At 60.8% G+C, this 22,430-nt stretch carries 15 protein-coding genes; 9 read left to right on the forward strand and 6 right to left on the reverse strand.

What is annotated here, in order from left to right; genetic code table 11:
- Nucleotides 1-2: 2 nt before the first annotated feature.
- Nucleotides 3-1,775, reverse strand: coding sequence for an N-acetylglutaminylglutamine amidotransferase (locus AC1M7R_RS19275; RefSeq protein ID WP_490609835.1), 1,773 nt, complete (start codon nt 1,773-1,775; stop codon nt 3-5).
- Nucleotides 1,776-2,823: 1,048 nt separating this feature from the next.
- Here AC1M7R_RS19275 and AC1M7R_RS19280 point away from each other — a divergent pair.
- Complete coding sequence (locus AC1M7R_RS19280) at nt 2,824-3,003, forward strand: hypothetical protein (RefSeq protein ID WP_072430267.1); 180 nt, start codon at nt 2,824-2,826, stop codon at nt 3,001-3,003.
- Between the two features lie 88 nt (nt 3,004-3,091).
- On the opposite strand, the gene AC1M7R_RS19285 is transcribed toward AC1M7R_RS19280, so the two are convergent.
- On the reverse strand, nt 3,092-4,432 hold the full coding sequence (locus tag AC1M7R_RS19285; RefSeq protein ID WP_072430268.1) for a hypothetical protein: 1,341 nt from the start codon (nt 4,430-4,432) through the stop codon (nt 3,092-3,094).
- A 600-nt stretch (nt 4,433-5,032) separates the two neighbouring features.
- Complete coding sequence (gene mnmC, locus AC1M7R_RS19290) at nt 5,033-7,015, reverse strand: bifunctional tRNA (5-methylaminomethyl-2-thiouridine)(34)-methyltransferase MnmC2/FAD-dependent 5-carboxymethylaminomethyl-2-thiouridine(34) oxidoreductase MnmC1 (RefSeq protein WP_490609836.1); 1,983 nt, start codon at nt 7,013-7,015, stop codon at nt 5,033-5,035.
- Nucleotides 7,016-7,165: 150 nt separating this feature from the next.
- Here mnmC and pap point away from each other — a divergent pair, with 150 nt between their 5' ends.
- Together pap and AC1M7R_RS19300 are read left to right on the forward strand one after the other, a co-directional pair.
- A complete protein-coding gene (gene pap / locus AC1M7R_RS19295) occupies nt 7,166-8,674 on the forward strand; it encodes a polyphosphate:AMP phosphotransferase (RefSeq protein WP_072389410.1) in 1,509 nt (502 codons plus the stop codon).
- Nucleotides 8,675-8,779: 105 nt separating this feature from the next.
- The gene (locus tag AC1M7R_RS19300) at nt 8,780-9,964 is read left to right on the forward strand and encodes a thiolase family protein (protein ID WP_092179487.1); all 1,185 of its coding nucleotides are present in this window, start codon (nt 8,780-8,782) and stop codon (nt 9,962-9,964) included.
- 87 nt (nt 9,965-10,051) lie between these two features.
- On the opposite strand, the gene AC1M7R_RS19305 is transcribed toward AC1M7R_RS19300, so the two are convergent.
- Entirely contained in the window at nt 10,052-10,249 is a 198-nt protein-coding gene (locus AC1M7R_RS19305; protein ID WP_072389406.1) for a DUF6316 family protein, read from the reverse strand.
- Between the two features lie 187 nt (nt 10,250-10,436).
- Here AC1M7R_RS19305 and AC1M7R_RS19310 point away from each other — a divergent pair, with 187 nt between their 5' ends.
- Nucleotides 10,437-11,399, forward strand: a complete 963-nt coding sequence (locus AC1M7R_RS19310) for a DMT family transporter (protein WP_072430270.1) — start codon at nt 10,437-10,439, stop codon at nt 11,397-11,399.
- Between the two features lie 72 nt (nt 11,400-11,471).
- On the opposite strand, the gene AC1M7R_RS19315 is transcribed toward AC1M7R_RS19310, so the two are convergent.
- Complete coding sequence (locus AC1M7R_RS19315) at nt 11,472-12,866, reverse strand: class II fumarate hydratase (RefSeq protein WP_072389402.1); 1,395 nt, start codon at nt 12,864-12,866, stop codon at nt 11,472-11,474.
- Between the two features lie 187 nt (nt 12,867-13,053).
- Between AC1M7R_RS19315 and AC1M7R_RS19320 the strand changes: the two genes are divergently transcribed.
- The 5 genes from AC1M7R_RS19320 to AC1M7R_RS19340 all read left to right on the forward strand — a co-directional run bounded on the left by AC1M7R_RS19320 (nt 13,054) and on the right by AC1M7R_RS19340 (nt 17,396).
- Entirely contained in the window at nt 13,054-13,572 is a 519-nt protein-coding gene (locus AC1M7R_RS19320; RefSeq protein ID WP_072389400.1) for a DUF2059 domain-containing protein, read from the forward strand.
- A gap of 12 nt (nt 13,573-13,584) precedes the next feature.
- Complete coding sequence (locus tag AC1M7R_RS19325; protein WP_490609837.1) at nt 13,585-13,884, forward strand: BolA family protein; 300 nt, start codon at nt 13,585-13,587, stop codon at nt 13,882-13,884.
- Nucleotides 13,885-14,005: 121 nt separating this feature from the next.
- Nucleotides 14,006-14,947, forward strand: a complete 942-nt coding sequence (trhO, locus tag AC1M7R_RS19330; RefSeq protein ID WP_072389396.1) for an oxygen-dependent tRNA uridine(34) hydroxylase TrhO — start codon at nt 14,006-14,008, stop codon at nt 14,945-14,947.
- A gap of 3 nt (nt 14,948-14,950) precedes the next feature.
- A complete protein-coding gene (locus AC1M7R_RS19335) occupies nt 14,951-15,586 on the forward strand; it encodes a DsbA family protein (RefSeq protein ID WP_072389394.1) in 636 nt (211 codons plus the stop codon).
- Nucleotides 15,579-17,396, forward strand: coding sequence for an ABC transporter ATP-binding protein (locus AC1M7R_RS19340; RefSeq protein ID WP_072389392.1), 1,818 nt, complete (start codon nt 15,579-15,581; stop codon nt 17,394-17,396). The genes AC1M7R_RS19335 and AC1M7R_RS19340 overlap by 8 nt, the downstream gene beginning before the upstream one ends.
- Before the next feature lie 66 nt (nt 17,397-17,462).
- Here the strand turns inward: AC1M7R_RS19340 and AC1M7R_RS19345 are convergent, their stop codons facing one another.
- A complete protein-coding gene (locus AC1M7R_RS19345; protein ID WP_490609838.1) occupies nt 17,463-22,139 on the reverse strand; it encodes a hypothetical protein in 4,677 nt (1,558 codons plus the stop codon).
- Nucleotides 22,140-22,430 lie beyond the last annotated feature (291 nt).

The raw sequence follows: 22,430 nt of genomic DNA on the forward strand, positions 1-22,430 counted from the left end.
AATCAGATTCCTTGCTCGCTGAGCCACAGGTTCAGCGCTGCCAGCTGCCACAGACGGGAGCCGCGCAATGGGGTGAGCTGACCGTTGGGGTCGGTGAGCAGGCGGTCCAGCATGGCCGGGTTGAACAGGCCGCGGTCCTGGCTCGGGTCCAGCAGCAGTTCGCGGATCCAGGCCAGGGTGTTGCCTTCCAGGTGCTTGAGTCCCGGTACCGGGAAGTAGCCTTTCTTGCGGTCGATCACTTCGCCGGGAATCACCCGCCGGGCCGCTTCCTTGAGCACTTGCTTGCCGCCGTCGGGCAACTTGAACTTCGCCGGGATCCGCGCCGAGAGCTCCACCAGTCGGTAGTCCAGGAACGGCGTGCGCGCCTCCAGGCCCCAGGCCATGGTCATGTTGTCGACACGCTTGACCGGGTCGTCCACCAGCATCACCGTGCTGTCCAGGCGCAGCGCCTTGTCCACGGCCGCGTCGGCGCCAGGTCGGGCGAAGTGATCCTTGACGAATTCACCGGCCGCGTCGTTGGCCACCAGCCACTTGGGCTGTACGGTGGCGGCATATTCTTCATAGCTGCGGTCGAAGAAAGCCGCGCGATAGGCTGCATAAGGGTCGCTGGCGCCATCCACCTGTGGATACCAGTGGTAACCGGCAAACAGTTCGTCGGCACCCTGGCCGCTTTGCACCACTTTGCAATGCTTGGACACTTCCCGCGACAACAGGTAGAACGCGATGCAGTCATGACTGACCATCGGCTCGCTCATGGCGCGGAAGGCCGCTGGCAACTGTTCGATGATTTCCTTTTCGTCGATGCGTAACTGGTGGTGCCGGGTGCCGTAGTGTCGGGCGATCAGGTCCGAATACTGGAATTCGTCACCGCGCTCGCCGCCGGCATCCTGGAAACCGATGGAAAAGGTGGACAGGTCTTGCACGCCGACCTCTCGCAACAGCCCCACCAGCATGCTCGAGTCCACGCCGCCGGACAGCAGAACGCCGACATCCACCGCGGCTCGCTGGCGAATGGCGACCGCTTCGCGAGTGCTGTCGAGCACCCGGTCGATCCAGTCCTCCAGGTTCAGCTGCTGTTCATCGGCCCGCGGGCCGTATGGCAGGGTCCACCAGGTTTGCTGCTCGGTGCTGCCATCGGCTGCGATGCGCATCCAGGTGGCCGGTGGCAGCTTTTCGATGCCCGCCAGCAAGGTACGCGGCGCCGGGACCACGGCGTGGAAGTTCAGGTAGTGATTGAGCGCGACGGGATCGAGCACGGGGTTGATATCGCCGCCCTTGAGCAGGGCCGGCAGCGCCGAGGCAAAACGCAGGCGCTGGCCGGTGCGCGACAGGTACAGCGGCTTGACGCCGAGACGGTCGCGGGCGATGAACAGCTGCTTGGCGTCGCGTTCCCAGATGGCGAAGGCGAACATGCCGTTGAGCTTGGGCAGCAGCGCTTGGCCCCAGGCGTGATAACCCTTGAGCAGCACCTCGGTGTCGCCGCCGGAATGGAAGCCATAGCCCAATGCTTCGAGTTCGGCTCGCAGCTCCGGATAGTTGTAGATCGCGCCATTGAAGGCCAGGGACAGGCCCAACTGATTGTCGATCATCGGCTGGGCCGAGCCGTCGGACAGGTCCATGATTTTCAGGCGACGATGACCCAGGGCGATCGGGCCCTGGCTATGAAAACCCCACGCGTCGGGGCCACGAGGGGCGAGGTGATGGGTGATGCGTTCCACGGCCGCAAGGTCCGCAGGTTGTTGATCGAAACGTAACTCTCCAGCTAATCCGCACATATTCTAAAAGGCCTTGTATTTTCTGGGCCTAGTCGCCTATACCTCGAATCGAGTACCTATGTTGTACCGATTTTCGGTAAATCCAGCTTTTCAAGCTCAGCGAAATCGCTCGATGAACTGATCAACTTGGACATGGGTTGAAAGCAGCACCTGAACGCCCAAGCTGCGCGGCGATGAACGCAGAGTTCATCCTGAACATCAGGCACATCGTTGCGCAGGTGTGGCTGGTGTCGAACATTCGGCGATAACGAATCCCCGCGTTGCGCAGCGCTTTCAACCAATAGCGCTTAGCCCCTGTTTCGGAACGGATGTACAGCTCTGATTTTCCATCCGAGCCTTCCGGCGCGAAAACATATTCAGAGCGCGCCGTCGTAAGGAGTCTGGCTTTTTCGAGTGCCTACAAAGCGCGATCGTTCAATAAAACTTCCTTGGACACCTTCGTCTTCGTCCTTTTCTTGCTCTTGCCGTACAGCCTGATACGGCAGACCTTCGCATGCCGTGAGCATCTATCCAACCTCGCTCCATCGTAGAGCTATCGCCGTGTCTGGACGCATCGGTCTATAGAAAAAAACGCAAAAAAACATGCCTGAATTCGTCTGAAGACCGCTCGTCAATTCGTATAGCTTGCCAATCAGCTCGTCCGCTTCCCCGCAGCCGAATGTAGGCATAAGGGTTGGGAACCACTCAAAGGTGAAAATCATCGTAGAGTGCGAGTTCATGGCATGCCGCGCGGGGCTCGCTTCGTTTCAAGGGCCTAGCGGCATCGTTCACCAATGGCATTCAGGTGCTTGACGCTACCGACGGTATCGGCCTTAGATACGCTGACTTCAGCAAGCTGAGGATCAAGTCCAATGGCGCGTTATGACGGTTCGGGCCTATGCCGATAACGCCATAGCTGTAGCTGGCGGGCTTGGTTTTGGTGCCGCTTATAAGACTGCTGCCGGTGACCTGCGCATCGTGGTCTGATGGGCTTTGCTTTGAATTTAGGCGCCATTTCGCCCATATCGGCTTTGTGTACAATGGGCGGAAACATGGAAGGAGAACTGCAATGTATCAAGCACTTAGAAGCGGAGTATTTATATCTGGAGTTCTGCTTTTATTGGCTGGAATAGGGATATCAATCAACTTTTTTTTGAGGTCGAAAGAGATCGAAATCCCCGGCGTGATCATGATTATTGTAGGTGTCATTCTTGCCTTTTCAGGCTGGAAGAGAAGTCGCAATAACTAGCCGGCAAGTAGCGCGGATAAGACATCCAGAGGCCCACGCAGACGTTATGCCCGCTGTCTTTATGGGCCGACTTTATGGGCTGATGTCATCAGGTGGGCGAAGGCGGGCCAGCAAGGCGCTCGCGTCTGCTGGCATATAAAGCGGTTTGAATGCGCAGCAAAGTGCGGTATCCAGCATAGGCCGCGAATACGCACAGCACGATTACCAGTAGACGGGCATTGAATATTCCGCCGCGAGCGATGAGTGTGAATCCGATACCGCAGAACAGCATGGCGAACCCGAATATGCTAGGCGCCCTGGTGCGTCGGGAAACGCCCAATATCATCAGTGTCTGACAGATCAATACCACGATCCAGTCTGCATAGAACGCCCAACTTCCCAGGTGCATGAGCACGTTCGCCTTGAGTGGGAAAGTGATGTTCGTACCGCGCTTGGCCACGTGAGGGTAAAGCGCGCGGGTCTCGGCAGTGGATATTGGTTTGCTGGGCATCAGCTTGCGGGGAATGAATAGCGTCATCGCATCTTCGAGGGCATATGCCCTGGGTTCAATCTTTTCGTCCCGAATCGCACTCAAGACGTCCTCTGAAATGAATGCGGCGTTGTAATTCAGGTCCTCAAAACTGTTCGTGGGGTCCACCGCTACTGATTCTTTTGCAGCCTCCGGGTTGGCGACCCGATCAGCCTTCCTGCCGAAGATCTCATCTATGCGCGACGTGGCCTCACTTGGTGCCACGGAGCCGATTACAGCGGGCGCTACGGGGGCCCGCAGACTGGTGATGATAACGTATGACACGCCCATCGATGCGGCTGTGAGAATGGCTACGATCAAAAACTTCAAGAGGCTTACGCGCTGGAACATCAGCATGACGATGAACATAAGCGCGAAGAGAATCAGGACCCCGCGGCCACCACTGAACGACACGATAAGCAGGCTCAACAACAGGAAAGTGCCATTCTTCAAAGTGACGCCACTGAAATACATATTCATCAGCTGAAGAAGCAATGCAGAATACATTGCGAGGACTATCCAGGCGCCGCCGTTAGTTACCATGAAACTGTACGTATGGTAATTCTGAACGACATAGTTGGGGGACAGAGTGCCAAAAACTCGATACATGCTCAGCAGTAAAAGGCACAGAATACTCGTCGTTATCAAAGCAAGGGACAATGTCGATAGCCGCTCAAACGATGGTAAAAATTCGTCGAGAAGACCCAGGCGACGAGCGAGCAAGAATCCAAGTAGGGCAACAGCAAACGCACAGACCGAGTCTATAATCGTCGCGCCATTCAGATAGGTGGAAGTCAGTATTGGGTATTTTTCAATGTCGAGATACCGCCCGATGAACAACATCTGATAAGCGATATAGCATCCAAGCGGGCCAACCAATATCAGTGCCAGTTTCTTCGTCGTATTATTAAATATATACATACGTTAACTTGTTCCTTTTTGAGCTTCCATAAACCAGGCAGTCAAGCGCTTCAGCTCGGTTTGCCAGGTGGTATCTCCAAGCCATTCCATTGCCGGCAGCGATCGCATAGTAGCGGGCGCTCCAGGAGGTAACAGGCGGCGGATCATACCGGATCACGTGGCGGCTTTGAATGGGGCGTACATGAGACGGGTGAACGGTTTGCAAGACGTCGAAGGGCGAGACGGGGATGTATGTTGCACTGCTTTTTGTACCCACTGGCGTTCCCTTGAGGGCCTATCCGAGGCCTCAGATGCGCTGAAACCCCTTGTCTAGTGCTTTTTGAATACTCCAGCTAGTCCGCAGAAGTCCTTACCGGTTTATCAGTGGGTCAGGGTCAAGCCGCACATGCAGAAAGAGCGGGTAGTCCGAATCTGACCGCAGGATTGCCGTGAGTTTTATGGTGATGCGTTATAAACCGACGAGTGGAGCAGTTTAGTAGCGGTTGCTCAATATGCTTTCGAGCGGGTTTGCTCGCGAAGGCGTTGGTTCTGTTTTTGATAATGTTGAACGGCCACCACTGTAGCGAGCTAGCCCGCTCCATGGAGGTGTTTTAGATTGTGTTAAGCCTTGCCCCGAACCAGTGCCCGCAGCGCAAACCGGTTCGGGTGGCAAGCCTCGGCGACGCTGCGGGGCAGGGGCAAGGGTTCGTTGTCCAGCCAGGCGGCGATCAGCTCCCCTGCCAGCGGTGCGGTGATCAGGCCCCGGGACCCATGGCCGCTGTTGATGTACAAGCCATCGAGCCAGGGGCAGGGGCTGTCCGGAACCTGACGGGCGTCCTTGGCCAGTACGGCATAGGTTCGGGCGAAGGCCTGGCCGTCGGCCAGGGGACCGACGATGGGCAGGTAGTCCGGGCTGGTGCAACGGAACGCCGCGCGGCCTTCGAGGTTTTCCGGAGCCAGGGTGTCGGCTTCCAGGCGATCCACCAGGTCGGCGGAAATTTCCTCCAGCATAACCAGGTTGCCGGCATGTTCGGCAGCGGTGGGCGTCAGGTCGTCATTCTTGAAATCGAAACTGGCCCCAAGGATATGCTCGCCCAGGCGCGCCGGTGCCACGTAGCCTTCGGCGCAGACCACGGTGCGCAGGTCCTGGCTGCGGGCAGTCTGGGGTAGCCGGGTGATCTGTCCGCGAATGCGCTTGAGCGGCAGCCCCGCCGCCGGTTCGAAACGCTTGATCTCGGCGGCGCTGGCGAGGATCGCCACCGGTGCGCTGGCCAGGCAGCGTTCGCCGTCCCAGGCTTGCCATTGCCCGTCGACGCGGCGCAGGTCCAGCACCTCATGGTGGAGCGACACATCGATCGCCGGTGCCGAAGCCTGCCAGCGACACAGCGCCGGTGGATGGACCCAGCCGCCTTCGGGATAGAACAGACCACCACAGGCCAGGCCGATGCCCGCCAGGGCCTCGGCTTCCGGGCGCTCCAGCCGGTGCAGCAAGTCGGTCGGGAATGCCGCGGCCAGTTGCGCCTGGCGTTCGGCCTCCTTGTGGTCGAAGGCCAGTTGCAAGACACCGCAGCCGTCCCAGTCAACGCCTCGTTGCAGTTGCTCCAGCAGGCGCCGGGTGTAGCCGAATCCGCTGAGGATCATCTGCGACAACGCCGTGCCGTGGGCGGAAAGCTTGAGGTACAGCACGCCCTGGGGATTGCCGGACGCTTCTTCGGCCAATCCGGCGTGGCGTTCCAGCAGCGTGACCTGCCACCCTCGTGCCGCTAGGCTGGCCGCACTGGCGCAACCGGCCAGGCCGCCACCGACCACCAATGCGCGGCGCTCTCCGGCCAGTGGGGCGGGGCGCGCATACCATGGCTTCGCCGGGGATGGTGCCGGCGTCTGCTCCGGCCCGCCGAGATAAGTTCCTCGAAGAATTTCCCACTTATGGCCGATGCCCGGTGTGCGTTTCATCTTGAAACCGGCGGCGTCGAGCAATCGTCGTACCCAACCGGTGCTGGTGAACGTGCTGAGGGTGGTGCCGGGGACCGCCAGCCGCGCCAGTTCGGCGAACAGTTCGGCGGTCCACATGTCCGGGTTCCTGGCCGGCGCGAAACCGTCCAGGAACCAGGCGTCGATCTGGCCGTCCAGCTGTGGCAACTGCTCCAATGCATCGCCGATCATCAAGGTCAGCGTCACACGCCCACCCGCCATTACCAGGCGCTGGAAGCCCTGGTGAATTGCCACATACTGCGCGAGCAACTGATCGGCCTGTTCCTTGAGCGATGGCCAGAGGGACAGGGCCCGGCGCAGGTCCGTGGGGGTGAGGGGGTACTTTTCGACGCTGACAAAATGCAACCGCGCCCCGACCGGCGCGTGTTGTTCGAACAACTGCCAGGCACAGAGGAAGTTCAGGCCGGTGCCGAAGCCGGTTTCGCCGATCACCAGCCGCCCGTGGTCCGGCAACGCGCGAAAGCGCTCGGCCAGGTTGTTCTGTTCGAGGAACACATAGCGGGTCTCTTCCAACCCGGACTGGTCGGAAAAATACACGTCGTCGAACACCCGCGAGCGCGGGCGACCCTGGTCGTCCCAGTCGAGTTGGGCGTGGTACTGGATGGGCGTCATGGCAGGCTCGGTAAAAACTGGATGGCCATTCTAGCCGATCGCTGTCGGCTTGCTTGACCCACCGCAACAGACTGGGCATCTGGATGGAATCTGCTGCACGGTGCCGCATCCAATCCGCTAGTCTTTGCCCATTCCTGGAAGGAGCTGCGTATGTTCGAATCCGCCGAGATCGGCCACGTTATCGATAAAGACACTTATGACGCCGAAGTACCGGCCTTGCGTGAAGCGCTGCTGGAGGCTCAATTCGAGCTGCATCAGCAGAGCCGATTTCCGGTGATCGTGCTGATCAACGGCATCGAAGGGGCGGGCAAGGGCGAAACGGTGAAGTTGCTCAACGAGTGGATGGACCCGCGGCTGATCGAGGTGCGCACCTTCGACCAGCAGACCGACGAGGAACTGGCGCGGCCACCGGCCTGGCGCTACTGGCGGATGCTGCCGGCCAAGGGGCGCATGGGCATCTTCTTCGGCAACTGGTACAGCCAGATGCTGCAGGGACGGGTTCATGGGGAGTTCAAGGACCCCCGGCTCGACCAGGCCATCAATGCCGCCGAGCGCCTGGAGAAAATGCTCTGTGACGAGGGTGCACTGATCTTCAAGTTCTGGTTCCACCTTTCCAAGAAACAGATGAAGGCCCGGCTCAAGGGGCTCCGGGACGATCCGTTGCACAGCTGGCGGATCAGCCCGCTGGACTGGCAGCAATCCCAGACCTACGGCAAGTTCGTCAAGTACGGCGAGCGGGTGCTGCGCCGGACCAGCCGCGATTACGCGCCGTGGCACGTCATCGAGGGCATGGACGCCTGCTACCGCAGCCTCACCGTCGGCAGGATCCTGCTCGAAGGCCTGCGCCAGGCACTGGACCGCCACAGGATCAAGCCGGAAAAGGTCAGCGTGGCCCCGCTGCCGGCGCTGGACAGTCAGATTACCTTGCTCGACAGCCTGGACATGACCCTGCGCCTGGACAAGGCCGACTATGAAGAACAACTGATCACCGAGCAGGCGCGATTCGCGGGGCTGCTGCGGGACAAGCGCATGCGCCGGCATGCCCTGGTGGCGGTGTTCGAGGGCAACGATGCGGCGGGCAAGGGCGGGGCGATCCGGCGGGTGGCGGCCGCCCTCGATCCGCGCCAGTACAGCATCGTGCCGATCGCCGCGCCCACCGAGGAAGAGCGCGCCCACCCCTATATGTGGCGGTTCTGGCGGCACATTCCTGCGCGGGGCAAGTTCACCATGTTCGACCGCTCCTGGTATGGCCGGGTGCTGGTGGAACGGGTCGAAGGATTCTGCAGCCGGGCCGACTGGATGCGGGCCTATGGCGAGATCAATGACTTCGAGGAGCAGATCGCCGATGCCGGCGTGGTGGTGGTCAAGTTCTGGCTCGCCATCGACAAGCAGACCCAGCTCGAACGTTTCCAGGAGCGCGAGGAAATCCCGTTCAAGCGCTTCAAGATCACCGAGGACGACTGGCGCAATCGCGACAAGTGGGACGACTACCGGACGGCCATATGCGACATGGTAGATCGCACCAGCACCGAGATTTCCCCGTGGACACTGGTGGAGGCCAACGACAAGCGCTGGGCTCGGGTCAAGGTTTTGCGCACCCTCAACGAAGCGCTGGAGGCTGCGTTCGAGCGCAGTGCAAAGCGGGCCCGCAAGAAGTAGCGGGCGATGGATATGCATACGCGGGATGAATGATCGTCGCGGCCGCTGATGCGCTGGCTCTATGCTCGTTGTCACCTAAACCGACAACGACAATGAGGTAGAGCCATGCGTGAAGTGGTGATCGTCGACAGCGTGCGGACCGGCCTGGCCAAGTCCTTTCGCGGCAAGTTCAACCAGACCCGCCCTGACGACATGGCGGCGCACTGTGTCAATGCGCTGTTGACGCGCAACGACATCGACCCGGCCGGAGTCGAGGATTGCATTGTGGGCGCCGGCTCCAACGAAGGGGCGCAGGGCTACAACATCGGTCGTAACGTGGCGGTGCTTTCACGGCTGGGTACCGGCACCGCCGGCATGACCCTCAACCGCTTCTGTTCCTCGGGCCTGCAAGCCATCGCCATCGCCGCCAACCAGATCGCCTCCGGTTGCAGCGACATCATCGTGGCCGGTGGGGTGGAGTCCATCAGCCTGACGATGAAAAGCGTCAATACCGACAACCTGATCAACCCGCTGCTCAAGGAGCAGGTGCCCGGGATCTATTTCCCCATGGGCCAGACGGCCGAAGTGGTGGCGCGCCGTTACCAGGTCAGCCGCGAGGAGCAGGACCGCTACGCCTTGCAGAGCCAGCAACGCACCGCCACGGCCCAGGCGGCCGGGCTGTTCGATGACGAAATCGTCCCGATGACAGTCAAGTACCGGGTCGAGGACAAGAACAGCGGAGCGGTGCAGATCCTCGACGGCGTGGTGGATCGCGACGACTGCAATCGTCCGGATACGACCTATGAAAGCCTGGCGGCCCTCAAGCCGGTGTTCGCCGAAGACGGATCGGTGACGGCGGGCAATTCGTCGCAACTGTCCGATGGCGCCTCGATGACCCTGGTGATGAGCCTGGAAAAAGCCCTCGCGCTGGGACTCAAGCCCAAGGCGTTTTTCCGCGGTTTTACCGTGGCCGGTTGCGAACCGGACGAAATGGGCATCGGCCCGGTATTCTCCGTGCCCAAGCTGCTCAAGGCCAAGGGCCTGCGCGTCGCCGACATCGATCTGTGGGAGCTCAACGAGGCGTTCGCCTCCCAATGCCTGTACAGCCGGAACCGGTTGGAAATCGATAACGAGAAATACAACGTCAATGGCGGTTCGATCGCCATCGGCCATCCGTTCGGCATGACCGGCTCGCGCCAGGTGGGGCACCTGGTGCGTGAACTGCAACGGCGCAACCTGCGCTACGGCATCGTGACCATGTGCGTAGGTGGCGGGATGGGGGCGACAGGGCTATTCGAGGCGGTCAGGTAGCGGCGAATCGCAAAAGACCGAAAACCAGCGTGGCGAGGGCCCTGGCGCCCTTGCCACGATTACTGGGGTAAATGTTGGAGCCGCCTCTCAACTGGCGGCCGCAACGGCTTTCTGTATCCGCTCGATATACGCCGCCACTTCTCGCTCTGCCGCCTCACGGCTGGCAAAGGGGCCTTCCTGGGTGCCTTCCCGGGTACTGAAATAGAATTCGCCGTTGATCCGGCAAATCCGGTCACTGGGAAAGACCATCGCCGGGGCGACGTCCTGGGCGCGTTTGCCAAGCATGGGAACTCCAGAAAGCATCGAGATCAAGTGAATGAAGTTTACGTGTTGCCGTTAACTGGCGCTTGGCCAGTCGATAGGCGGCAATGTGCCATTATTTACCCCGGAACTGTTCAAGCCCAACTGTCCCTGTGTGATCGGACAATCTCCAACTAGAATAGTCGCTCTTTTCTTGAGCTTCGGGGATTGCATGCACATTTCGTCCGGTCGCTGGGTCTATGGCCTGTTCCTCGCCCTGCTGACCGCCCTGTTGTGGGGAATCCTGCCGATCAAACTCAAACAGGTGCTGCAAGTGATGGACCCGGTCACCGTGACCTGGTTTCGCTTGCTGGTATCCGGCGGCTTGCTGTTCATCTACCTGGCAGCCACCCGGCGCTTGCCCTCCCGCAAAGTGCTGGGCCCGCGTGGCGGCTGGTTGGTGGCGATGGCGGTGCTGGGGCTGGTGGGCAACTACGTGCTGTACCTGATGGGACTGAACCGCCTGAGCCCGGGCACCGCGCAACTGGTGGTGCAGATGGGGCCGATCATGCTGCTGGTCGCCAGCCTGTTCGTGTTCAAGGAGCGTTTCAGCCTGGGGCAGGGCATTGGCCTGCTGGTGTTGCTGGTGGGTTTCGCGCTGTTTTTCAACCAGCGCCTCGCGGAACTGCTGACGTCCTTGAGCGACTACACCGCCGGGGTCTTGCTGGTGTTACTGGCTTCGACGGTCTGGACGTTCTACGCCCTGGGCCAGAAGCAATTACTGACGGTATGGAATTCCCTGCAGGTGATGATGGTGATCTACCTGTTCTGCGCGTTGCTGCTCACGCCTTGGGTGCATCCGTTGGAAGCGCTGCAACTGAGCCCGCTGCAAGGCTGGTTGCTGCTGGCGTGTTGCCTCAATACGCTGATTGCCTATGGTGCATTCGCCGAGGCCCTGGCCCACTGGGAGGCCTCCCGGGTCAGTGCGACCCTGGCCATCACGCCACTGGTGACCTTCGCCGCGGTGGCCCTGGCTGCCTGGTGGTGGCCCGACTATGTCCATGCCGAGCAGATCAACCTGCTGGGGTATGGCGGAGCGGTGCTGGTGGTGCTGGGTTCGGCCCTGGTGGCCCTGGGCCCTTCGCTGCTGGCCGGGCTCAGGGCCCGGCGCGAGCGGTTGGCGCTGGGACGGTAGCGGCCTGGCAGGCGACAGGATGTAGTGTCGACCTGCCCATCGCGAGCAGGCTCGCTCTCCGTCAACCGTGACTCAGCCCTGGCTACCCGCTTCCAGCATGTTTTCCGGACGTACCCAGGTATCGAACTCTTCGTCGGTCAGATACCCCAGTTGCAGCGCCGCTTCACGCAGGGTCAGCCCTTCGCTGTAGGCCTTCTTGGCGATTTCGGCGGACTTGTCGTAGCCGATGTGCGGATTCAGCGCAGTGACCAGCATCAAGCCGCGCTCCAGGTGCGCCGCCATCTGCTCGCCGTCGGGTTCGAGACCGGCGATGCAGTGTTGCTGGAAGTTGCTGCAGCCATCGGCCAGCAGGCGGATCGATTGCAACAGGTTGTGAATGATCACCGGTTTGAACACATTCAGCTGCAGATGGCCCTGGCTGGCGGCGAAACCGATGGTCACGTCGTTGCCCAGGACCTGGCAGGCCAGCATCGACAAGGCTTCGCACTGGGTCGGGTTGACCTTGCCGGGCATGATGGAGCTGCCCGGTTCGTTGGCGGGCAGCTTCACCTCGGCGAAGCCGGCACGAGGCCCGGAGCCCAGCAGGCGCAGGTCGTTGGCAATCTTCATCAGGGTCACGGCAAGGGTCTTCAACGCACCGGACAGCGTAGTCAGGGGCTCATGACCCGCCAGCGCGGCGAACTTGTTCGGCGCGGTGACGAAGGGCAGGCCGGACAACGCCGCCAGTTCAGCGGCAATCGCTTCGCCGAAGCCATGGGGTGAGTTCAGCCCGGTGCCCACGGCGGTACCGCCCTGGGCCAGTTCGCAGACCGCCGGCAATGCGGCACGGATCGCCCGCTCGGCGTAGTCGAGCTGGGCAATGAAGGCCGACAGTTCCTGGCCGAAGGTGATGGGGGTGGCATCCATCATGTGGGTACGTCCGGTCTTGACCAACTTCATGTGACGCGCCGCCAGCTCCGCGAGCCCGCCCGACAGTTCGGCGATGGCCGGCAGCAATTGCTGATGGACGGCCTGGGCGGCGGCGATGTGCATGGCGGTAGGGAAGCAGTCGTTGGAGCTCTGGGACCGGTTGACATGGTCGTTGGGGTGCACCGGGGTCTTGCCGCCTCGGGGGTTGCCCGCCAGCTCGTTGGCGCGCCCGGCGATCACTTCGTTCACGTTCATGTTGCTCTGGGTCCCGCTACCGGTCTGCCACACCACCAGGGGGAACTGGTCGTCATGCTGGCCGGCCAGCACTTCGTCGGCCGCCTGCTCGATCAGGCGGGCGATGTCGGCGGGCAGGTCGCCATTGCGGTCATTGACCCGCGCGGCGGCTTTCTTGACCAGCGCCAGGGCATGCAACACCGACAGGGGCATGCGTTCGTCGCCGATGGCAAAGTTGATCATGGAGCGCTGTGTCTGGGCGCCCCAGTAGGCTTCATCGGGGACTTCAACCTGGCCAAGGCTGTCGGTTTCGATACGGCTCATCGGGTAAAACTCCTGTCATCGGATACGCGGTTTGGGCCCTGCTGGGCGGCATCGGTTCCCTCAATGTAGGAGCGGCCCGTTCGGTCCGTCAATCGGACCCGCTCGGCACGGGGTTGAGGCGCGGCGTTTAATAGGCGCAGAATGGTCGCCCCTGGGGTTTTACCTCGCCAGTTAAAAAGGAAACTCGATGACCCGTCTTCGCGCCATCTGTACCGCAGTTGCTCTGGTGTGTGCCAGCGGCCCTGTTTTCGCCGATACCGCCAGCCACAACGCCAGTGCCGAAGCGTTCCTGACCCTGGCTCATGCCGACAAGCTGGGCACCCCGGTGTACATGCAAGTGCAGCAGATGTTTGCCCAACGCTTCGAACAGACCAAGGCTCCCGAGTCGAAGAAAGCCACCCTGGAGACCTACCAGGCCAAGGCCAATGCCGCTCTGGACCAGGCCATTGGCTGGAACAAGCTCAAGCCGGACATGGTCAAGCTCTACACCACCAACTTCAGTGAGTCGGAGCTCAAGGACCTGGTCGCTTTCTATCAGTCGCCCCTGGGCAAGAAAGTCCTGGAAAAGATGCCACAGCTGACCCAGCAGTCCGCCCAACTGACCCAGGCCAAGCTGGAAAGCGCGGTGCCGGTGGTCAACAAGCTGCTGGCCGACATGACCGCCGAGCTTGAACCGAAAGCCGCCCCTGCCAAGAAAAAGCCGTAAGCGGAGCCCGGTATGAGCATGCAACAACGCATCGAATCGACACTCGGGCTCCTGCAGCCCGAGCACCTGCAGGTACTGGATGAAAGCCACATGCACAGCCGTGGGCTTGAGACCCATTACAAGGCGGTGGTGGTCAGCCGGCAGTTCGAGGGGCTCAATCGGGTCAAGCGCCACCAGAAGGTCTATGGCACGCTGAGCGAGCTGATGGGCGAGTTCCATGCGTTGGCGTTGCACACCTACACCCCCGAGGAGTGGGCGCAGATCGACGCGGCCCCTGCTTCGCCGACCTGTGCCGGAGGCAGCAAGCACTGACCCTCGTGCAGCTCCTAAAGCCACGGTGTATTTGCTAGAATCCGCGACGCGCCTGACAAGGGCGCGTTTTTTTTCGCATCCGGTTCACCCTTTACGAGGGTAGCCACCTGGAGAAATACCCATGACACCATCCATTGTCGTGGCGGCACTGTACAAGTTCGTCACCCTGGAAGATTACGTCGAGCTGCGTGAGCCCTTGCTCAAGGCCATGCTCGACAACGGCATCAAAGGTACCTTGCTGATCGCCCAGGAGGGCATCAACGGTACTGTTTCCGGCACCCGTGAAGGCATCGACGGGTTGCTGGCCTGGCTCAGGAACGATCCGCGCATGGTCGATATCGACCACAAGGAATCGTACTGCGACGAGCAGCCTTTCTATCGCACCAAGGTCAAGCTCAAGAAAGAAATCGTCACCCTCGGCGTCGAAGGCGTAGACCCGAACAAGCAGGTCGGTACCTATGTCGAGCCGCGGGACTGGAACGCGTTGATCAGCGATCCGGAGGTGTTGCTGATCGACACCCGTAACGATTACGAAGTGTCCATCGGCACGTTCGAAGGCGCCATCGACCCCAAGACCACCAGCTTCCGCGAGTTTCCCGACTACATCAAAGCCAACTTCGATCCGGCGCGGCACAAGAAGGTCGCGATGTTCTGCACCGGTGGCATTCGCTGCGAGAAGGCCTCCAGCTACATGCTCAGCCAGGGCTTCGACGAAGTCTTCCACCTCAAGGGCGGCATTCTGAAGTACCTGGAAGAGGTGCCCCAGGAAGAAACCAAATGGCGTGGCGACTGCTTTGTGTTCGATAACCGCGTGACCGTGCGCCACGACCTCAGCGAAGGCGACTACGATCAATGTCATGCCTGCCGCACGCCGGTAAGCCTGGAAGATCGCGCTTCGGAGCATTACGTGCCGGGAATCAGTTGCCCGCATTGCTGGGACAAGCTGAGCGAGAAGACCCGCCGCAGCGCCATCGACCGGCAAAAGCAGATCGAGCTGGCCAAGGCGCGCAACATGCCGCATCCGATCGGCTACAACTACAAGCAATCATCGTCCGAGGCCTGAACCATGCCGCCACGCCTGCTCTATGTCATGGATCCCATGTGTTCCTGGTGCTGGGGGTTCGCCCCGGTGGCCGAGGCCCTGGTAGAGCAGGCCCAGGCCCACGGGGTGGAACTGCACCTGGTGGTGGGCGGCCTGCGCACCGGCAGCGGCTCGGCCCTGGAGCCGACGACCCGGCGCTACATCCTCGAACACTGGCAGGCGGTCACCCAGGCCACCGGCCAGCCGTTCAAGCTCGAAGGCGCGTTGCCCGATGGTTTCGTCTATGACACCGAGCCGGCCTGCCGCGCCGTGGTGACGGCCCGTAGCCTGGCGCCGGACCTGGCCTGGAAGCTGCTGAAACTGATCCAGCAGGCTTTTTATGTCGAAGGTCGCGATGTCACCCACGCCAGCGTCCTGGTGGAACTGGCCGAGCAGGCGGGGTTGCCGCGCATCGAGTTCGCCGCTGCGTTCGACCGTGCCGATCAACACGCGGCCACGGCTGCGGATTTCACCTGGGTGCAAGACCTCGGCATCGCCGGATTCCCCACGCTGCTGGCCGAGCGCGACGGCCAGCTGGCCTTGCTCACCAATGGCTACCAGCCCTTGAGCCAGTTGGCTCCATTGCTGGGGCGTTGGCTGGAGCGCGCCGCCTGTGCCTGATCTGCCGGAGGGGACCCCGGGCCCCCAGCGCGTCGATCGATTGAGCTGGGCGGAAATCCGTCGCCTGGCCCTCAAGCACAAGAAGGCCCTGTGGATCGCCAACGGCGTGGCCGTACTGGCGACGTTGTGCAGCGTGCCGATCCCCTTGCTGTTGCCGCTGCTGGTGGACGAGGTGCTGCTGGGCCATGGCGACGCGGCGCTGAAGATAATGAACCATGCGCTGCCGTTGGGCTGGCAGAGCGCTGCCGGTTATATCGGGCTGATGTTGCTGGCGACCCTGGCCCTGCGGTGCGGCGCGCTGCTGTTCAACGTACTGCAGGCGCGGTTGTTCGCGAGACTGGCCAAGGACATCGTCTATCGCATCCGTATCCGCTTGATCGACCGCCTCAAGCGCATCTCCCTGGGCGAATACGAAAGCCTGGGCAGCGGCACCGTGGCGGCCCACCTGGTCACCGACCTGGATACCCTCGACAAATTCGTCGGCGAGACGCTCAGCCGGTTCCTGGTGGCGATGCTGACCCTGGTGGGCACGGCCGGCATTCTTGTGTGGATGCATTGGAAACTGGCGTTGTTGATCCTGTTGTTCAACCCGCTGGTGATCTACGCCACCGTGCAGTTGGGCAAACGGGTCAAGCACCTCAAGAAACTGGAAAACGACAGCACGTCGCGCTTCACCCAGGCCCTGACTGAAACCCTGGACGCGATCCAGGAGGTGCGGGCCGGTAACCGGCAGGGTTTTTTCCTTGGCCGGCTGGGGTTGCGCGCCCGGGAAGTGCGCGATTATGCGGTCAACTCCCAGTGGAAAAGCGACGCGTCGAGCCGGGCCAGTGGTTTGCTGTTCCAGTTCGGCATCGATATCTTCCGCGCCGCGGCGATGCTCACCGTACTGTTTTCCGATCTTTCCATCGGCCAGATGCTGGCGGTGTTCAGCTACCTCTGGTTCATGATCGGTCCGGTGGAACAACTGCTGAACCTACAATACGCCTATTATGCGGCGGGCGGAGCCTTGAGCCGCATCAACGAATTGCTGGCGCGTGCCGACGAGCCGCAATACAAGGGCACGGTCGATCCGTTCCTGGGGCAGGACACCCTCGGCATCGATATCCAGGGATTGAGCTTCGGTTATGGCGAGGAGCTGGTGCTCGACCAACTGAACCTGTCCATCGCGCCTGGTGAAAAAGTCGCCATCGTCGGGGCCAGCGGCGGTGGCAAGAGCACCCTGGTGCAGCTGTTGCTGGGGCTGTATACACCGCAGTCGGGCAGCATTCGCTTTGGTGGCGTCACTCAGGAGGACATCGGTCTGGAGACCATCCGTGAACACGTCGCAGTGGTGCTGCAACACCCGGCGCTGTTCAATGACACGGTCCGGGCCAACCTGACCATGGGCCGCGAGCGCAGCGACGAAGCCTGCTGGCGGGCGCTGGAAATTGCGCAGTTGCACAGCACGATCCGCGAATTGCCCGCCGGCCTGGACAGCGTCGTCGGGCGTTCCGGGGTGCGTCTATCCGGTGGCCAACGCCAGCGCCTGGCGATTGCGCGCATGGTCCTGGCCGAACCCAAGGTGGTGATCCTCGACGAGGCGACCTCGGCCCTGGACGCTGCCACCGAATACAACCTGCACCAGGCACTGGCCCGATTCCTGAGCCATCGCACCACCCTGGTCATCGCTCACCGGCTGTCGGCCGTCAAGCAGGCCGACCGGGTGCTGGTATTCGACGGTGGGAAAATCGCCGAGGACGGGGACCATCAGCAACTGATGGCCGATGGCGGTCTGTACGCCAAGCTTTATGGCCATCTGCAGCAGCACTAGGCTCTGAAACACCAGGCCAGGCACTGCCTGGCCTTCGTCTAGAGATACTTTCAATAGCGCCTGGTTTCAGTCTGAATCGGTTGACGTGCCAAGCTCCGTGGCCGGACGCTTGCGGCGTTGCCCCCAGATGACATTCAGGGCATCGGCGCCGCGCTCGTGGCCGAATTCCTTCATGACAATCGAGCAGGATTCGCAGGGCGGCAAGGTGGTCGCCACGGTGATGGACTTGATGTCCCCAGGATCCGGATACTTTTCACTGATGTAGCCGATCAGCTTGCTTTCACTGTCTGCGGTCGTGATGCGGCCCAGCCTGTCCGAACCGGAACTGCCCGTCGCATCCATCAAGTGGGGAATCGCCAAAAGCTTCCCGTCGGGGCTGAGGCTAAGGGCTGCGGGATCGATGGGATTCCTGATGGCGTCTACGTTGAAATAGCTGACGTCGTTCAAGGTGATTTCGCTCAAGCCATTGCTGGATTTGAACAGTGGCAGGTGCCGGGTATAGTCCTCGATGCCGGAAACGCTGACGTAGACTTCATTTTTCCCCGAGGCGGTGGTGACGCTGGCGAAGGCGATGTTCTTGGGGTTTTGCGTCGGGAGGATTTTCTGCAACTCCCGCATGGCGTCGTCGATGGTGACAGGACGGGTCGCCGATTGCGGGGCAACGGCGATGGACGGGTCCGTAAACAAAGCCTCGAAGATATTCGCTGTCGACTTTTGCAACGCCTCGGGTGCCTGCCTGGAAGGCTTCCACACGGCCGCTCCGGTAGGCAGGTCGGCCACGATCATTCTTGTCCGGCGATCGAAAAGCACGGCCTCGGCCGAATACGTATTGACCTTCACCCACTTCATATTGGAAGGCGGATGGACAGGGGCACCGATGGGAATCGAAATTTCATCGATCTTGTCCAGCGCCAGTTCGACCTGGTCTCTTCCATAGATCCTTGCAGCGTTGTTCGCGTTCAGCGAGCCGATGTAGACCCTTTGGAGCTCCTCGCCGGGCGTGCCTGGCATCAGGTCTTCGGGGCCCAGCTTTTTCAGGATCAACGGGCCCTCGAGGCTGTCGGTGGACGGTAATCTCGTCATGTAGTAATCGTCGAAATTCAGGCGGGTGAAGACGTAATTGAATTTCTCGTCGATGGATCGAATGATGAGCGCGCCGGTCACGTGTGTGTCATCGATGCCCTCTGCCGTCCCGGATACTCTGATCCCTCCATAGAGGCCGGTCTGGAATTCCAGCGTCGCATCGACGGTTTCCCTGGGAATCGGGGTCTTGCTGGTGAGGCCGATCCATTCCGGCCGTCCTTTGTAGGTATTGAGCTTGCCGCCCTTGAGCTCATAGATTTTCCCCTCGAACGCCAACAGCGCCCGGTCGTTGGCCGACTTGGGTATGGAGGGATAGAGCGTCGTATCGCCGAACCACGGCGCCCAGCTCGGCTCCGCGCTGAACTCTCCCGAAGGTGGACGCTCGGCAGGCTTGTCCTGCAGGACATACCGGGTCTTGCAAATTTCATCGGGAGCCCGACGGACACGGCATGGTTGTTTCCTGAGGGTTTCACTGGCATCCAGCTGACTGGCGCGACGCAGGGTGCCGTCCGCCAGGCGATAGGGCACGTCATCCAGATAAAGCGTACGGCTGCCGTCGACTTCGAGCTGTTCGCGTATGTGGCTTCTTTGCGGGACCTCGACAATGACATCGGTGTCAGTGCGGGCCAGGGTGTTGTAGTGGGAGCGGCCCAGGGACAATTCGGGCACGTCCTTGGACAGGGATGGGCCGTAAGGCTTGTCGGAAAACGGGTCGATCAAGCGGTAGTCGGTTTTGCCGGACGCCCCGACGTTGCGTACCAGGACATCATCGACCCCGCGCACCGCACCGAGCTGGTCATGGTTGGCCAGCGGTCGCCATCTTCCCGGATCCGTGGCCTGGGACATGCCTTTTACAAAATCGTAGTGGCCGGCTCTGCCGCTCAGGACCTTCAGGTTGAAATAGCCTTTTTTCCCGAGCCGGTATGCACTCTGGCCACCTGCTTGAAACAGGGATGGGATTGCATCGAGGGGATTGAGCGTTGCGTTGAGCAAGGTGCCCGTGAGTTTCGCGAAGGCGGGCAACGTTTCGCCAAAACTCCATTTGCCCACCGTCCGGATCAGCTTCAGCGAGCCCGAGGCGAATTTGCCGATGGGAAGGACAAACGAGGCGAAGTCGATGAACAGGCCAAACGCACCACTGACCAGGCGATCGCGATCGCCTGAGCTGAGGTCTTCGATACTGCTCCAGAAAGGTACGAGCATTTTGGTCAGGTCGATGACTTTCTTGCGCTTGGCTTTTTCATGGTCGAACTCCGTGGCGCCATAACAACTGTCGTGCAGTTCCTTTTCATCCACGAACAGCAGGTGCTGGGCAATGTGTTGAGTGATCCTTTGGGTGACTTTCGATTCCAATGTGCGGGGCAAGGCGCTGTCATCATCGCGTTCCATCGGCTCAAGGGTGTCGCCCAACTGATCCAGGATGGCCTGGCATTGCCTATCGGCAGCGGGAATGGTGCCCTTTACATGGGCGTCCCAATCGAAAGGAAGGATTTTGGTACGCACTACGCTCGCGTTTACGGAAGAGCCGCGGCTGACTCGCCATTTCTCTGTCTTCAGCTCGCCGCCCAGGTGTTGCTCGGTGATATCCGGTCGGCGGCGGATCACGCCGGCGCGGGGCAGGACTTCGTAATAGGAGGTGCGGCTGTCCCGTGTCGCCGCCAGGACGAAGCCGTTACGCGCACGCAGTGGGCGCTTCTTGTCTTCCGACTCGTTCGCCGCCTCGGTTCCCATGATCGCTTGTCTCAAGGTGTAGACCTTGACCGATCCATACTCCAGCGCATGACGGTCGGCCAGGGGAAGAGAGGCGAGTTGATGGGCGATCAATGTCCGGTAGGCGTTTCTGATCAGGTTGAGGTAGATCTTGAAGTGCGTGGCAAATGTCTCCTCGATATCCGGCAATGTTCTGCGCTCGAGGGCAATGGCGGACAGATGCGGCCATGGCAGATTGCTCTGCACGGTTCGGTCGTCGTCGATACTCAACCAGGCGTTCGTCGAGTATTTCCCATCCGGCCCGGTGATGAACCATCTTTTTCCCTGAAGCTGCCCGGAGGCATAGACATCCACGAATGAATACGCGTCAGGCGCGGGCCTGCCGATAGGAGCCATCAGCCGAAGTTGCGGTGCGGTATAGAAGGCGTTCGCTTCCTTGACCAGCTTGCGGCCGTCCGACACGAACAGGCTCTCGCCAAAAAACCTGGCCATCTTCGCCCTGGCAATGTTCAGTCGTTCGGGGGGCGGGCTATCAAGCCAGCGGATAGCGCGGTTCAGGCTTTCGACTTCGGAGTCGAGCCTCTTTGCGGCCTCCTGTATGTCTTGCGCCGGATAGTTGGCATCCTCCCTATAGCCAATCAACCCGTTCGTCAGGGCCCATTCCAGCATCGGTTTCAATCGGGTCAGGGTGATCAGTTTCAGTTCTTCGGCTGTCGCTCCAATGGCCTGCCTGATGGGCAGGTCCACCAGTTGCTGGAAGTCCAGGCGTTGCAGCAACAGAGGATCGATCGCCTGGGCCAGGTGAACCCCGTGGACGAAATTCACCCAGACAGTGGAGCTTCGGTAGGGCAGTTGCGGCGGTATATCGCGAACCTGGAACTCCAAGGGGAACAACGGCAGGAAAAGGCCGGCGATCAGAATGGATTCATTCACCGACGTGGCGCGCCCCGATGCGACCAGGTGTGTCTCGAAGCCGGCCTGGATTTCCTGGTAGCTCTTGCCCCAATGGGCTGACTTTTGCCAGCGGTAGCCAGCGATGCCCTCCGGGTCTGCGGTCGGAACCGAGGTGATCCACAGGCGAAGGGCCTTGACCAGCAAGCCGGTACGTATTCCCGGAGCGCTGTTCTCGCCGTCCCTGCCGCCGAACCAGTCCAGGGCCAGCAGCAGCCTGGCGGCCAGCGCCTGGGCCCTTGGCGACAGCAGGATTTGCTCCAGGTACACCGACGGTTTTGCGCGGAGCGTTTGTGTTGCCAGGCGGGTGATATCCCGGGCACCGAGATAGTCCAGCAGGAATGTCTGCGGCGTGGGCAGGAATTGACGCACTGTTTCGATGACCAGGCGGTCGTCCATCGCTTGCGCGGGTGTCGGTTCCAGGTTCGGTTCGTCGAGCCTGATGCCGTGCCAGAGCCCCAATGAATGGCGAGCGCGTTTCTCTTCCAGGGTGTCGAGGGTGGCCTGGCGTTGTTGGGCATCTTGCGGATCCCAGGCCGCAATGCCATAGAACCGGGTCATTCTGGCGAGTGAAAACTGGCCATCGAAGCGAATCTTTCCAGCCAGTCGGAGTGCCGACTTTTCGATGTTTGCCAACAACTCTTTCCAGGCGGTTTGTTTGTCGAGTTCAAGCCGGATGACGGTGGTGTCGTTCTTCTTGCGTGCGAAGTAATGGGCCTGGCCGTCCTTCAATATCACGGTCAATTCATTGAATGAAGCGTCCAGGGTGGCGCACAGTGACTGGTAATCCTTGTTTTCCATCAGCGCTCGCAGTGCCTGCTGGCCGATTGCGTTTTCCAGGGCCATGGGAGAACAGGGTTGGGGTGTCAGTAGTCTGTCGATGAACTTGTCCGTGGGTGTTTCATTGTTTCGGACAAGTGCCAACAGCGCGTCATACTCCGCCAGCAGGCCCTGATGCGCCTGGGCCTGGGAGGGCCATTGGTGCTGTGGAGAATTCATTGAAAGATCGAACGAGGGCAACGGGTGCATAAAGAGTCCCTGGTGATAAACGAAGGGGCCCCAGGCCCACTTCAAAAGTGCCGGCCGGAGCAGTCCCCTATCCAATCAATCAGGGAAAAACAGTGGTGGTAGATATATATGGCGCCCCGGTGTTTTCTAACTTTTCCGGTTAGTGCCTGTGACAGGCATCGACGAGATTTCACGCATTCGAGAGACGGGGACGTTAAATGATGTCCGGCCTCTTGCGAGGAACTGCTGCGCCTCCTAGTCTTGTTGGAATGATCGGTCTTT

The organism is Pseudomonas sp. MS01C9 (assembly GCF_058202755.1).

Bases quoted from the DNA above. Each gene is read 5' to 3' on its own strand.
- AC1M7R_RS19310 (WP_072430270.1), top strand. From the start codon at position 10,437: ATGCACATTTCGTCCGGTCGCTGGGTCTATGGCCTGTTCCTCGCCCTG.
- AC1M7R_RS19305 (WP_072389406.1), bottom strand. From the start codon at position 10,249: ATGCTTGGCAAACGCGCCCAGGACGTCGCCCCGGCGATGGTCTTTCCC.
- pap (WP_072389410.1), top strand. From the start codon at position 7,166: ATGTTCGAATCCGCCGAGATCGGCCACGTTATCGATAAAGACACTTAT.
- AC1M7R_RS19325 (WP_490609837.1), top strand. From the start codon at position 13,585: ATGAGCATGCAACAACGCATCGAATCGACACTCGGGCTCCTGCAGCCC.
- AC1M7R_RS19285 (WP_072430268.1), bottom strand. From the start codon at position 4,432: ATGTATATATTTAATAATACGACGAAGAAACTGGCACTGATATTGGTT.
- AC1M7R_RS19335 (WP_072389394.1), top strand. From the start codon at position 14,951: ATGCCGCCACGCCTGCTCTATGTCATGGATCCCATGTGTTCCTGGTGC.
- AC1M7R_RS19320 (WP_072389400.1), top strand. From the start codon at position 13,054: ATGACCCGTCTTCGCGCCATCTGTACCGCAGTTGCTCTGGTGTGTGCC.
- AC1M7R_RS19345 (WP_490609838.1), bottom strand. From the start codon at position 22,139: ATGAATTCTCCACAGCACCAATGGCCCTCCCAGGCCCAGGCGCATCAG.
- mnmC (WP_490609836.1), bottom strand. From the start codon at position 7,015: ATGACGCCCATCCAGTACCACGCCCAACTCGACTGGGACGACCAGGGT.
- AC1M7R_RS19275 (WP_490609835.1), bottom strand. From the start codon at position 1,775: ATGTGCGGATTAGCTGGAGAGTTACGTTTCGATCAACAACCTGCGGAC.
- AC1M7R_RS19280 (WP_072430267.1), top strand. From the start codon at position 2,824: ATGTATCAAGCACTTAGAAGCGGAGTATTTATATCTGGAGTTCTGCTT.
- AC1M7R_RS19315 (WP_072389402.1), bottom strand. From the start codon at position 12,866: ATGAGCCGTATCGAAACCGACAGCCTTGGCCAGGTTGAAGTCCCCGAT.
- trhO (WP_072389396.1), top strand. From the start codon at position 14,006: ATGACACCATCCATTGTCGTGGCGGCACTGTACAAGTTCGTCACCCTG.
- AC1M7R_RS19300 (WP_092179487.1), top strand. From the start codon at position 8,780: ATGCGTGAAGTGGTGATCGTCGACAGCGTGCGGACCGGCCTGGCCAAG.